10 protein-coding genes are annotated in these 13,319 nt (G+C 43.3%); 8 read left to right on the forward strand and 2 right to left on the reverse strand.

The window, feature by feature from the left end; translation table 11 throughout:
• Positions 1-130: 130 nt before the first annotated feature.
• The 8 genes from F8R90_RS27900 (at position 131) to F8R90_RS27935 (ending at position 11,143) form a co-directional block, all read left to right on the forward strand.
• On the forward strand, positions 131-1,351 hold the full coding sequence (locus F8R90_RS27900) for a ScyD/ScyE family protein (protein WP_196513384.1): 1,221 nt from the start codon (positions 131-133) through the stop codon (positions 1,349-1,351).
• A 630-nt stretch (positions 1,352-1,981) separates the two neighbouring features.
• Positions 1,982-4,186, forward strand: coding sequence for an anthranilate synthase (locus tag F8R90_RS27905; RefSeq protein ID WP_196513385.1), 2,205 nt, complete (start codon positions 1,982-1,984; stop codon positions 4,184-4,186).
• Between the two features lie 122 nt (positions 4,187-4,308).
• Positions 4,309-5,199 carry an indole-3-glycerol phosphate synthase TrpC gene (gene trpC / locus F8R90_RS27910; RefSeq protein ID WP_230967003.1) on the forward strand — a complete coding sequence of 297 codons (891 nt, stop codon included), beginning with the start codon at positions 4,309-4,311 and terminating at the stop codon, positions 5,197-5,199.
• A gap of 38 nt (positions 5,200-5,237) precedes the next feature.
• Positions 5,238-6,089, forward strand: a complete 852-nt coding sequence (gene trpA / locus F8R90_RS27915; RefSeq protein WP_196513387.1) for a tryptophan synthase subunit alpha — start codon at positions 5,238-5,240, stop codon at positions 6,087-6,089.
• 173 nt (positions 6,090-6,262) lie between these two features.
• Complete coding sequence (gene trpB, locus F8R90_RS27920) at positions 6,263-7,492, forward strand: tryptophan synthase subunit beta (protein WP_196513388.1); 1,230 nt, start codon at positions 6,263-6,265, stop codon at positions 7,490-7,492.
• Positions 7,493-7,539: 47 nt separating this feature from the next.
• A complete protein-coding gene (trpD, locus tag F8R90_RS27925) occupies positions 7,540-8,655 on the forward strand; it encodes an anthranilate phosphoribosyltransferase (RefSeq protein ID WP_196513389.1) in 1,116 nt (371 codons plus the stop codon).
• A gap of 381 nt (positions 8,656-9,036) precedes the next feature.
• Entirely contained in the window at positions 9,037-9,984 is a 948-nt protein-coding gene (locus tag F8R90_RS27930; protein ID WP_196513390.1) for a LysR family transcriptional regulator, read from the forward strand.
• An 85-nt stretch (positions 9,985-10,069) separates the two neighbouring features.
• A complete protein-coding gene (locus F8R90_RS27935) occupies positions 10,070-11,143 on the forward strand; it encodes an anthranilate phosphoribosyltransferase family protein (RefSeq protein WP_196513391.1) in 1,074 nt (357 codons plus the stop codon).
• Positions 11,144-11,228: 85 nt separating this feature from the next.
• Here F8R90_RS27935 and F8R90_RS27940 read toward each other — a convergent pair whose 3' ends face one another.
• Positions 11,229-12,653, reverse strand: coding sequence for an LCP family protein (locus F8R90_RS27940; RefSeq protein ID WP_196513392.1), 1,425 nt, complete (start codon positions 12,651-12,653; stop codon positions 11,229-11,231).
• A gap of 286 nt (positions 12,654-12,939) precedes the next feature.
• Positions 12,940-13,281: a hypothetical protein gene (locus F8R90_RS27945; protein WP_190893289.1), complete on the reverse strand. Its 342-nt coding sequence runs from the start codon at positions 13,279-13,281 to the stop codon at positions 12,940-12,942.
• Positions 13,282-13,319: the final 38 nt, after the last annotated feature.

Here is a 13,319-nt window from a genome sequence, read left to right on the forward strand (position 1 = left end):
ATCCAGCACAACAAGGTAATTAGGTTAGCGTAAATGAAAACCATCTGGATAATTAAAGGTCTACTTTCTTTTGATAAAACTGCATTAGCTTAGGGTAAAGTATTGGATAGAATTTTGGTTTTTTGGACATATGAAAGTTAAGCAATTTCCTATTATCTTTCTGACATTGTGTATTACCGCTATTTTCGGAGCAAAAGCTGCTGAAGCTGCATCGCTGACAGTAGTTGCTGATGGTCTCGATAATCCACGAGGTCTCAGTTTTGGGCCTGATGGTAGTCTGTATATTACTGAATCAGGTATTGGAGGGAATGGTGCTTGCTTACCATCACCTAGTGCCCAATTAGCTCCTTTATGTATTGGCAAAAGTGGTGCAATTACCAGAATTAAGGATGGTAAGCAAGAGCGTATACTGACAGGGTTCAACTCTCTTGGATATCTACCCATCGGTAGTGAGGCCAGTGGCGTTCAGGATATCAAATTTGATTCCAAAGGCAATGCTTATCTTGTTTATGGTTTTGCTGGTGATCCAGGAAAGCGTAATTCTCTATTAAACGCTCCTGAAATGGGGCAATTCTACAAAATAGATTTGAACACAGGTTCATTGACAAGTATTGCTGATCTGGCAAATTTTGAACTCAATAATAATCCCGATCAAGGTGATTTGATTAGTAATCCCTATTCTGTAACGATTAACGGCGATCTAGCTTACATAGCAGAAGCGGGTGCAAACATTGTATATACTGTGGGACTTGATGGTAGTAATTTGACACCAATTAAGTTTCCTAATCAAACCGTAGAAAATCCTGACTTCCCACCATCTATTCCCTCTTCCGAGCAACCTGATGAGCTTGTTCTTCAATCAGTACCCACAGCTATTGCAATTGGCCCTGATGGCGCTGCATATGTCAGCGAATTAACTGGTTATCCTTATCAAGAAGGTATAGCACGTATCTTTAAACTTGGGGATGATAATCAACCAACAGTTTTCGCTGATGGCTTTACGCAATTAACTGACTTGGACTTCGATGCTACCGGAAACTTGTATGCTTTGCAGTACAATAATGAGTCTCCTTGGAAAGGTAGCACAGATGGTTCTCTGATCCAACTTGCACCTGATGGGACTCGCACAACTCTCTGGAGTGGCAATGGCATAGAGTCAGCCGCTGCCTTCACTATTGCCCCAGATGGCAGTTTCTATATCACCACCGGAGCTGATCTCCCAGGTGCAGGGAAAGTGGTAAGGCTTGATATCAAAACTGTTCCTGAACCCACTTCTACAGCAGGTTTATTAGCAACTAGTGCTATCGGCGCAGCTATGATGCTGAAGCGCAAATGCAAACAACCAGTCTAGGCACAGGATATACAAGATGTTTGATTGATTAAGCTAATGGGCAAATAAGCTTGTATCTTGAAACAGTAGTCAGGTGCCAAAAGGCTTCTAGCTCCTGACTACCCCGATTAAGTAAATGGGCAAGAATAAATCAAACCATGTGTTTTGCAATGTCAATTTAATTAAAGGCTCATAGTAAGCAGGTCTAGCCGCTTACTATGAGCCTTTAATTATTCACACTTACTTGGCAATAATGGTAACTAGACAAAAGTAGACTTATAAAAATAAACAGTTTTGTGCACCTGTCGTGTGTTGGATTCAAATAAGAAGCAATATGAATCTGCCAAAAATCACCCCACTTTATTGACGCGCGATCGCTACTAAAGTGGGATGCTGCTTATGAAAGCAGACTTCAGGACAAAATGAAATTTAAATAATTTTTGTTATTTGCATAAATCTCTAACTTCTTGCAGTTAAGTTCATAGAAGTTCAGATGGAGAGCTTCAATTTCAAGGTATTGCAACTATAGTGACTATTTTATGATTCAAATATTGAGGTATTTTCACCTCAATACCTCAATATTTGACTAATAGGCTTTTGCGAGTTTAACTCTGTCGAATTCACATCCAAGAACTTTGAGAGGAATAGCAAATGTATTTAGATAACCATAACTACACAACTAAAGGTGAAATTCTTGTGTCTCGCTCCGTGACCCAGACTTCCATAGAGACTGCCATTGATGATATTCTGTCACAGCTGGATTTTCAACGCGGAGGTTTGCTAAAAAGCAGCTACGAATATCCAGGACGTTACAAGAGATGGGGAATAGGTTTTGTCAATCCACCCCTAGAACTTGTTACTAACTCCAACTCATTTACAATCAAGGCACATAACGAACGAGGTATGGTGCTACTTGTATATTTGGCAGAGCGTCTATGCAAGCATCCACAACTTGTTGGAGTTAACTTAGAGAATGGTTCTGTAATTGGCTCTATCCGACCAACAGAACGTTTATTTTCAGAAGAAGAAAGAAGTAGACAACCATCTGTCTTTAGTATTATTCGCGAAATTCTATATGCTTTTGAAAGCTTAGAAGATGAGCATCTGGGACTTTATGGTGCATTTGGTTACGACTTGGTTTTTCAGTTTGAGCAAATGCCAAAGTATCTTACTCGTCCAGAAGATCAGAAAGATTTAGTGCTGTATCTACCTGATGAACTGGTAATTATTGACTACTACCAACAACGCGCGTTTCATTTGCAGTATGAATTCGATACCAAATACGGTAGTACTAGGGGTCTGCCTCGCAGTGGGGAAATTATTGATTACAAAGGTAAGGGCTATACTGCTACTCAAGCCTCTGACCATGCACCTGGAGAGTATGAGGAACAAGTTAACAAAGCACTCAATTATTTCCGTCGTGGTGATTTATTTGAAGTTGTTCCCAGTCAAAACTTCTTTAAAACCTGCGAAAGCTCTCCTAGCGAACTGTTCCGAACGCTACAGCAGATTAATCCCAGCCCCTATGGATTCATCTTTAATTTAGGTGGTGAGTATCTCATTGGTGCATCTCCAGAAATGTTTGTGCGTGTTGAAGGTAGACGTGTTGAAACCTGCCCAATCAGTGGTACAGTTCGCCGGGGAAAAGATGCGATTGATGATGCTGCTCAAATCCTGAAGTTGCTCAACTCACGCAAGGATGAATCTGAGTTAACCATGTGTACTGATGTTGACCGCAACGATAAGTCGCGGATTAGTGAGCCTGGGTCAGTAAGAGTAATCGGTCGCCGCCAAATTGAATTATACAGTCACTTAATCCATACAGTAGATCACGTTGAAGGCTTATTGCGACCAGAGTTTGATGCTTTGGATGCATTTCTTAGTCATCTGTGGGCAGTCACAGTCACAGGTGCACCAAAACGGGCAGCAATGCAGTTTATCGAGCAGCATGAGCATAGCCCTCGACGTTGGTATGGTGGAGCGGTTGGATACTTAACCTTTAAAGGCGATTTCAATACAGGTCTTATCTTGAGGACTATCCGACTTCAGGACTCGATTGCAGAAGTGCGAGTGGGTGCAACAGTTCTTTATGACTCTGAGCCAACAGCTGAAGCCCAGGAAACTCTCACTAAAGCTGCTGCCCTGTTTCAAACACTTGAACAGACTAGCCAGAGAATTACTAATTTTGCAAGCAACTACAACATTAATTATCAGGCAACCAATTCAGGGCAAGGGAAACGCATCTTACTAATTGATTATGAAGACTCTTTTGTACACACACTAGCAAACTATATCCGTCAAACTGGTGCTACAGTCAAAACCCTACGACATGGCTTTTCGGAATCATTCTTTGATACAGAAAGTCCAGACCTTGTTGTTTTATCTCCCGGGCCAGGTAGACCTACTGATTTCCGTGTAGCACAGACAATTGCAGCCTGCACAAAACGGCAAATCCCCATCTTTGGTGTTTGTTTGGGATTACAGTCAATTGTTGAAGCTTTCGGGGGCAAACTGGGAGTTCTCGACTATCCCCAACATGGCAAAGTATCTCGCGTTTCTGTTGTAGCACCAAACTCTACAGTTTTTAAAGATTTACCACCATCATTTGAAGTCGGTAGATACCACTCATTATTTGCTCTACCTGAAAGCCTTCCCAGAGAACTCAAAGTTACAGCCATGTCTGACGATGGTGTGATTATGGGTATAGAACATCAAAAACTGCCAATTGCAGGTGTTCAGTTCCATCCAGAATCAATCATGACTCTAGGTGAAGGAGTCGGTTTGACGATTATTAAGAATGTAGTACATGCATACACAAGTAAAAAACTGGTCTCAGCTTTAGTAAATGGCATGTAATTAATTTTATGTAATTGCAGTTATAGCATTTTGTCATTACGTGCTATAAAACCAACGACTTAATCGCTAAAGCGATGACTACGAAAGCATATTTCGTCTAAATGAGAACCTCTAGATATCCTATGCCGAATCCTCAGTATCAAACAACCCAGTCCTTTACTACCGCTAGAATCAACAACTCAGTGATTATACAGTCGATAAAACCACATCATATTCTTGAGGAGATTGTATTGCACAAAAGGGAAGAGGTCGCCAAAAGACGCGAACAACTATCTCTAGAAGCACTAAAGAATCAAGCTAATGTTGCACCAGCACCACAAGATTTCCTAAGTGCCTTGTGCCAAAATCCCACCAAACCTAGCCTGATTGCAGAGGTAAAGAAAGCTTCACCTAGTAAAGGAGTAATCCGTGCTGACTTTGATCCTGTTAAGATTGCTCAAGCATACGAGCGAGGCGGTGCTACCTGTATATCAGTGTTAACCGATGAGAAATTTTTCCACGGCAGTTTTGAAAATCTGCGGTTAATTAGAAAGAGTGTCGCACTACCCTTGCTTTGCAAAGAATTTATTATTGATCCTTACCAAATTTATCTTGCACGAGCCAATGGCGCAGATGCAGTGCTACTAATTGCGGCCATCTTATCCGATGAAATTCTGCAAGAATTTCAGCAGATTGTTCAACATCTGGGGATGACAGCCTTAGTGGAAGTACATACTCTTGACGAACTTGACCGAGTGCTGGCATTACCAAATGTGAAATTGATCGGCATTAATAATCGCAATCTGGAAAACTTTATCGTTGATTTAGCAACAACTCAATCTCTATTGGCAGAACGTTTGGAAAAGTTAAAGATTTTAGGGATAACAGTTGTGAGTGAGTCTGGTTTATACACATCTGCTGATTTAGCTACAGTAGCTGAGTCGGGAGCTGATGCAGTCCTGATTGGAGAATCCTTGGTTAAGGCAACTGATTTAGAGCAGTCTGTGAGACGTTTGTTAAATTTTCCCAACTAAACGTTCAAATACTTATTAACTTTCAGTGGATCATCAATATGACTTCTATCTCCGCTCATTTTCAAACTTTACGCGTTAGCAAAGCTCCTGTGCAAGAGGCTCGCCAACAGTGTGCTTTAATCCCGTTTATCACAGCAGGCGATCCTAACTTAGAAACCACTGCCGAGGCAATACGTATCTTAGATCGCAACGGTGCAGACTTCATCGAGTTGGGTGTTCCCTACTCCGATCCTCTGGCAGATGGACCTGTAATTCAAGCAGCAGCAACCCGCGCTTTGCAAAAAGGCACCAAATTAGAGCAAGTGCTAGAGATGTTGCACACAGTGATTCCTAGCCTAAAAGCGCCGATAATTCTATTTACTTATTACAATCCCATATTGCACCGGGGTATAAAGACATTTTTGGCGCAAATTGCCGCTGCTGGAGTAAAAGGATTGGTAGTACCAGACTTACCCTTAGAAGAAGCAGAAGAATTAATCCAAACCGCCGCATCTTTCGGAATCGAGGTAATTTTACTCGTAGCTCCTACCAGTTCTAAAGATAGAATTTTAGCGATCGCTCGTCAATCCCAGGGTTTTATCTACCTAGTCAGCGTCACAGGCGTTACAGGTATTCGCGCTCAAATCCAAGACCGTGTAAAGCATTTAATTACAGATTTGCGAAGCGTCACCGATAAACCCATCGGCGTTGGTTTTGGCATCTCAGGGCCAGAACAAGCACATCAAGTAATGGAATGGGGAGCAGATGCAGTGATTGTTGGTAGCGCCTTCGTCAAACGGTTAGCAGAAGGTAGCCCAACTGAAGGATTGCAAGCCGTAGAACAACTATGTCGGGAACTTAAAGCAGCAATTACCCCAATATCCCTGCAACAAGTTCTTTCTGCAAAGTAAAAAAACTCTCTTTTTCTTCTTTACTTTGCGTCCTACCCTGCGGGAAGCCACTTCGTGTCTATGCGCCCTTCGCGGTTCGTTATTCTTTTATCGAACCGCAAAGGACACGAAGGAAATCTTGGCTGTGATATCAGTTCTCGGAAATATATTTCAACATAAAAGGATTTTAACCAGTGGTAAGCATACAAGACATCAAGACAGCAACCGTCCAACCAGATTCTTTGGGCAGGTTTGGAAAATTTGGCGGTAAATACGTCCCAGAAACCTTAATGCCTGTATTAAGTGAATTAGAGGCAGCCTTTCATCAATATCGCAACGAGCCAAGTTTCCAAGCAGAACTGCAAAACTTACTGCGTGACTACGTAGGAAGACCCAGCCCATTATATTTTGCTGAACGCCTGACAACAAACTACGCTAGACCAGATGGTACAGGGCCACAAATTTATTTAAAGCGTGAAGATTTAAATCATACAGGCGCTCACAAAATTAATAATGCTTTAGCTCAGGTGTTACTTGCTAAACGCATGGGTAAGCAACGGATTATTGCAGAGACAGGTGCAGGACAACACGGCGTAGCGACTGCAACCGTATGTGCGCGGTTTGGTTTGAAATGTGTGATTTACATGGGCATCCACGATATGGAACGCCAATCGCTGAATGTCTTCCGCATGAAATTAATGGGTGCAGAAGTTCGTCCAGTAGAGGCGGGTACGGGAACTCTCAAGGATGCAACTTCCGAAGCAATTCGGGATTGGGTGACAAACGTGGAAACAACCCATTACATCCTCGGTTCCGTTGCCGGGCCTCATCCTTACCCGATGATTGTCCGTGACTTCCATGCGGTAATTGGTGTAGAAACCCGCGCTCAATCTCAGGAGAAATGGCAAGGATTACCAGATATTCTACTGGCTTGCGTGGGTGGCGGTTCCAATGCGATCGGCTTATTCAATGAATTTGTCCATGAACCTTCGGTACGCCTAATTGGAGTGGAAGCGGCGGGTGAAGGTGTAGATACAGAAAAACACGCTGCTACCTTGACAAAAGGAAAAATAGGTGTATTGCATGGGGCAATGAGTTATTTACTCCAAGATGATGATGGTCAAGTCATCGAAGCCCATTCAATTAGTGCCGGGCTGGATTATCCTGGCGTTGGGCCTGAGCATAGTTATTTAAAGGATCTTGGTCGCGCCGAATATTACAGTGTTACTGATAAACAGGCGTTAGATGCATTTCAAAGACTTTCGCAACTAGAAGGGATTATCCCAGCTTTGGAAACTGCTCATGCGATCGCATATCTTGAAACCCTTTGTCCTCAGTTAGAAGGCAACCCCCGCATTGTGATCAATTGCTCTGGTAGAGGTGACAAAGATGTGCAAACTGTCGCCAAAGTCCTTATTCCCTAGTCATTTTTCCTTTGCTAATGACAAATGACCAATGACAAATAACCAATATGATAGCTGTAACTCAAACTCAACCCGATAATATCTTCATCCCTTCTGAGTTCTACAACTGGCCAGCTTTATTACAACAATTGTTAAATCGGCAATCGTTGACGGTTTCCCAAGCTACAGATTTGATGCAAGGTTGGCTCACAGATGCCATTCCCCATGTTCTATCAGGAGCGATTTTAGCCGCAATTCAAGCTAAAGGCGTATCTGCTGAAGAATTAGTTGGCATGGCCACGGTCTTACAATCCCAATCCCCAGTACCCAGCGATGCACTGAGCTTGTCGAAGTGTACCCAGTCCCCAATCCCTCTAATTGACACCTGTGGAACTGGTGGAGATGGGGCTTCAACTTTTAATATCTCGACTGCTGTCGCCTTTGTTGCCGCCGCCGCTGGGGTAAAAGTTGCTAAACATGGCAATCGTTCGGCATCTAGTAAGACTGGTTCGGCTGATGTTTTGGAAGCTTTGGGTATAAATCTCAACGCTACTCCTGAGAAAGTACAGGCGGCAGTTGGTGAGGTCGGAATCACCTTTTTGTTTGCTCCAGGTTGGCATCCTGCACTGAAGGCGATCGCTACTTTGCGAAAAACTTTGAAGGTGCGGACTGTTTTTAATTTGCTCGGGCCGCTAGTCAATCCGATGCGACCAACGGGGCAAATTATTGGTGTGAATGACCCGCTTTTACTGGAGGAGATTGTGCAAGCTTTATCCCAACTGGGATGTCAGCAAGCGATCGCAGTTCACGGACGGGAACGTTTAGATGAAGCTGGTTTGGCAGATGTGACTGATTTGGCTGTACTCCAGGATAAAAAAGTCCGTTCTCTAACGCTGAATCCTCAAGAATTGGGTTTGAGTTTTGCACCGACTGCGGCGTTGTGTGGTGGAGATGTTGAAGAAAATGCCGAAATCTTGAAGGCAGTTTTGCAAGGTAAAGGGACTCAAGCGCAGCAGGATGTTGTTGCTTTAAATACGGCTCTTGCACTGCAAGTTGGTGAAGCTATTCATGGGGAAACTGATGTTTTAGCTGGTTGTGTTAAGGGTATTGCTCTTGCTAAGGATATTCTGCAAAGCGGTGCGGCTTGGACAAAACTTGAGCAACTTGCTGAATTTTTGCGCTAATTGCCAACCTCTGGTAAAAAAGAATGGTTCGCGTCAACCAGTCGCGAACCACTTTAGCATACTTGTTATAAAATTAATTGCTGCCTATCTGCTTGAGGTTTCACAAAGGCTGGTGTGGCTCAAACCTCATAATCCATCGCATAATCTGATGAATTGAAAATCTTATCTAAAAATTTAATTACAGAAAAAAATTGTCAAGTCTTTTTTGGCGGGATTTAGCAAAAAATTGCGTGCAAAACGGATAATTAACGATGAAAGCAGTAAAATCTGATTTACACAAATTTTAATTATAGTAAAAAAGTTGTAACAAACTATACTAAATAGCGGATAAGAAACCGTTAACTTAATGAAAGCTATAAATGTAATTCAGGCTACATAAAAATGCGCCTAGAGCAGTTGCAAGCCTTTCTGGCGATCGCACAAACCGGCAGCTTTCAACAAGCAGCGCGAACATGTGGTGTTACCCAATCTACGATTAGTCGCCAAATCCAGGCATTGGAAGCAGATTTGGGTGTAGAACTGTTTCACAGAACTAGTCACGCAAAATTGACGCTGGGAGGTGAACATTTGCTACCCCGCGTCCGCAAAATTTGTCAAGAATGGCAGACAGCCACAGAAGAATTAGCTGATTTAATCGCCGGAAAGCAGCCAGAACTTTGCATTGCCGCGATTCACTCCCTATGTGGATCTTACTTACCCCCAGTGTTGCAAAAATTCTGTCATGATTATCCAGATGTACAATTGCGAGTAACATCATTGGGAAGCGATCGCGCCCTCAAAGTCCTCAAAGATGGATTAGTGGATTTAGCAATTGTGATGAATAATCGCTTCTTAACCACTGGTAGAGAAATGGTGGTAGAAGTACTTTATGATGAACCAATAGAGGTTCTAACCGCAGCCAATCATCCACTAGCTCAATATGAATGTATCCCTTGGTTGGAGCTAATTCGTTATCCCCAAGTGGTTTTTAAAGATGGTTATGGGATGCAACGCTTAATACAAGATAGATTTGAGCGAATGGAAGCTACACTCCAAGCAGCTTTAGAGGTAAATACCCTAGATGCCTTCCGGGGAGTGGTGCGCCAAGGAGAACTGATAGCTTTGCTACCTCAATCAGCATTATTGGAAGCTCGTCTTGACCCTACTCTGGCGATTCGTTCCTTAGCCAGCAATAATACTAGTGGTTTAGCGGATGGTTCCAGTTTGACTCGTCGGGTAGTTATGGTAACAACTCAAGACCGGCTCCAAATTCCCCCCATCAAGCACTTTTGGCAACTTGTGCGCGAAAATATCCCATTACAAATTGACCAGCAGCGATCAGTCTCTTAAGTGTCATTAGTTATTATTCATTGGTCATTAGTCATTTTCAGAAAGGACAATGGACAAATGACAGTGGACAAAGGACAAAGGACAAATGAGCAATATATTTAGGGAATTACTACAAAAAGTAGGTAGCGGAAATCACACAGGGGAGAATTTAACTCGCGCCCAAGCAGCCACCGCAACTAAAATGATGCTGCTGGGTGAAGCTACACCAGCCCAAATCGGAGCGTTTTTGATTGCTCATCGAATCAAGCGTCCTACGGGCGAAGAGTTAGCGGGAATGTTGGATGCTTATGAAGAACTGGGGCCAAAACTGCAACCAATCGCCTCTGGGCGACCAGCGATCGCTCTTGGCATCCCCTATGATGGCAGAACACGCACAGCACCAATTAGTCCCGTAACAGCTTTACTACTCGCCGCAGTTGGACAACCCGTGGTAATGCACGGTAGCGATCGCCTCCCAACTAAGTACGGCTTACCCCTGATAGATATTTGGCAGGGTTTAGGAGTCGATTGGACTACTTTACCACTAGCAAAAACCCAGCAGGTGTTTGAGCAAACGGGAATCGGCTTTATTTATCTACCTCAGCATTTTCCCTTAACTAACAGTATTTGGGAGTACCGCGACCAACTTGGCAAACGTCCGCCCTTAGCGACAATGGAGCTAATCTGGTGTCCTTATGCGGGGGATGCTCACGTAATCGCTGGGTTTGTTCATCCGCCGACAGAAGGGATGTTTCAGATAGCTCTGGGGCTGCGGGGAGTAACAAAATTTACATTAGTCAAAGGATTGGAAGGGAGTTGCGACTTACCGCGCGATCGCACTGCAATCATCAGCTTATCTTCATCTGTAGCATCCCAAGAGGTAGAAAGATTGCACCTCGTACCGCGTGATTACGGTTTTACTACCAAGAACGTACCCCTTGGAACTACTGAAGAATTGGTGGCAGATATGAAGGAAGTTTTGGCAGGTAAACCAGGCGAACTAATGCAAACAGCTTTGTGGAATGGCGGATTTTACCTATGGCGGAGTGGTATTTGTCCAGATATGTCAGAGGGTTTAGCTAAAGCAGAAGAATTATTAACCAATGGTGTAGTAGCAGCCAAACTCCAAGAACTTAGCCAATTAGTAAATTCACTGTCAGCAGCATTTGTGCCAGTGTAAATAGTTCAGTTAGAAATATCGATTTCATTACTTACTTGAGAGTGTCAAAATAATTCGTAATTAATTACGAATTACGAATTACGAATTATTTGTTCAGCAACTCCTCCAAAATAGACTTTTGTTGCAACCAATCCTGTCCCACTTGAATACTGATATCCGAGCCAAGGTTGCCAGTACTTTCCACACGCACTTCGCCAAATCCTAAAGTGTTGCGAATTGATTCGGCACTCTCACCATCTCCTTGTTGGGCGACAATATGAGTCACCTCTAGAGGTTCACCCCATGCCTTAGCCACATATATGTTGCGATATCCAGATTTTTCCAAGGCTCTAATCAACGGTTGTAGGTTAGAGCGATCGCCACCTGTACTATCTTGAATTGCTACACGCAAAGAGCGTGGATTAGCCATCTGCTGTTCCTGGTCTGATTCCAAACCAAAGTGTTGAGCCATGAGTCTGGCAATACCATTTTTGCTTGGCAACCAATAGCTAGCATCATACTCACTCTTCTCGCTAAAGCGACCTGGGAGCATTAACATTTGCATATTAGAGCGATTTGTTCGCACCCCAAAACCCATTAGCGCCACTAACTCCTCAACCGTCAAGTTGGTATCGATGTGGTCTTTTACTACATCAAGAACTTTAGGTAATTGAGCAACAGTAGCTGGGTTGAGTGTTTGATCCATCAAGGCACGCATGACCATTTGCTGCCGCTGAATCCGGCCAATATCACCGAGTTCGTCATGGCGAAACCGCAGCAATTGCAGTGTCTGATCGCCGTTGAGATGCTGCTTACCCGCCTTCAGATTAATATACAAATGCTGAGAATCGTCTTGGTATTTCATATCTTTGGGGACGTAGACATTTACGCCACCCAAAGCATCGATCAGCTTGCCAACTCCCAAAACGTTAATTCGGACATAGCGATCAATTCCCGCCCCACCTAAGAGATTACTGACGGTTCTGGCAGTTAAAGCTGGCCCACCTTCAACATTGGCGGAATTAATTTTTTTCACCCCATACCCCTCTATTTCTGTGCGGGTATCTCTGGGAATGGAAAGCATAACTATTTTTTTCGTCTCTGGATCAAATTTGACCAAGAGCATCACATCGGCAAGACCATCAAAGGAGTTTACTTGGGGCAGGTATTTGAGGTTTTTGGTTTCTTCGGGAGGGTTTTGCACATCTGGGGGAAGTACACTCATCCCCATAACCAGGAGATTCACCGGGCGAGTTAATTCTGAAAATCGCAGCACACCACCAGAAATGCTATCGCTATCAAAGACCGCCTCATCTTGTGGACTTAGCTGGGCTTGTTGCAAAGGCGTACTGGTTAAAGACACCGCCAAAAGTGCCCCTGCTGTTGCTGACACCATTGCAATCCCACTCATACCTACCCAAAACCACAGCCAACGTCCAGATTTCGAGTTATGGGGAAGGGAAATTTTTTTCTTGGACTTTGAGGCTTTTCCCGACTGGTTTTCTTCCGCCGAACTTCTTTGAATGGTCACAGACTTCCTCACACTTACTCACTAATCAAATTCGGTCAATTTGCAGACTAAAAACATGCAGACAAATCAACCCATAATAGCTAACTCTTAATTATCAGTGCTAACTTTTTTAATGTAGTGTCAACCACAACACTTATAGCAGCATTTTTCCTTCTTTTGGGCCAACCTGGAGATGTTTTACTGAAGTATGGCAATAATAAACTGGATTTGACTAGATATATAGATAAATCAACCGTAAATTTTTAGGAAATAGGTAAAAGTACTGAAAAATTCTCACCCTAGAAAATTAAGATAAGTACTTTCCAAACACTCGTTCTGCTAAGGTAGTAAACCCTGGTAAACGCCCAGATTTGCCCTGCATTAGGCGCACAATCAACCAGACACTTACTAAAAAGTAACCCGACGTGAGAAAGCTATTCAGGATAAATAGACGTAGCGGAAAAAAATCTGAAGTTGCTGCTCCAGTAGCTAATAATAGATATGTCAACAGCCAAGTAAGTGCCAAAGTAATAGACAGACGACTAACAGCAAGTTGTTCCCGACTCCCTTGGCCTCGATAGAGAGTCCACAAGGACGGAAAAAAGCCGATGATCGGAACTAAATATAAAAGCAACTGTGTTTTGGGCATTGGGCATTGAAAAGAGGCAGAGGGGCAGGGGGCGGGGG

This window comes from Nostoc sp. NZL, from assembly GCF_015714705.1.
GTDB lineage: Bacteria > Cyanobacteriota > Cyanobacteriia > Cyanobacteriales > Nostocaceae > Nostoc > Nostoc foliaceum_A.

Excerpts from the sequence above, each read along its gene's own strand:
- F8R90_RS27935 (WP_196513391.1), top strand. The coding sequence starts at position 10,070 with ATGAGCAATATATTTAGGGAATTACTACAAAAAGTAGGTAGCGGAAAT.
- trpD (WP_196513389.1), top strand. The coding sequence starts at position 7,540 with ATGATAGCTGTAACTCAAACTCAACCCGATAATATCTTCATCCCTTCT.
- trpC (WP_230967003.1), top strand. The coding sequence starts at position 4,309 with ATGCCGAATCCTCAGTATCAAACAACCCAGTCCTTTACTACCGCTAGA.
- F8R90_RS27905 (WP_196513385.1), top strand. The coding sequence starts at position 1,982 with ATGTATTTAGATAACCATAACTACACAACTAAAGGTGAAATTCTTGTG.
- F8R90_RS27930 (WP_196513390.1), top strand. The coding sequence starts at position 9,037 with ATGCGCCTAGAGCAGTTGCAAGCCTTTCTGGCGATCGCACAAACCGGC.
- F8R90_RS27945 (WP_190893289.1), bottom strand. The coding sequence starts at position 13,281 with ATGCCCAAAACACAGTTGCTTTTATATTTAGTTCCGATCATCGGCTTT.
- F8R90_RS27900 (WP_196513384.1), top strand. The coding sequence starts at position 131 with ATGAAAGTTAAGCAATTTCCTATTATCTTTCTGACATTGTGTATTACC.
- trpA (WP_196513387.1), top strand. The coding sequence starts at position 5,238 with ATGACTTCTATCTCCGCTCATTTTCAAACTTTACGCGTTAGCAAAGCT.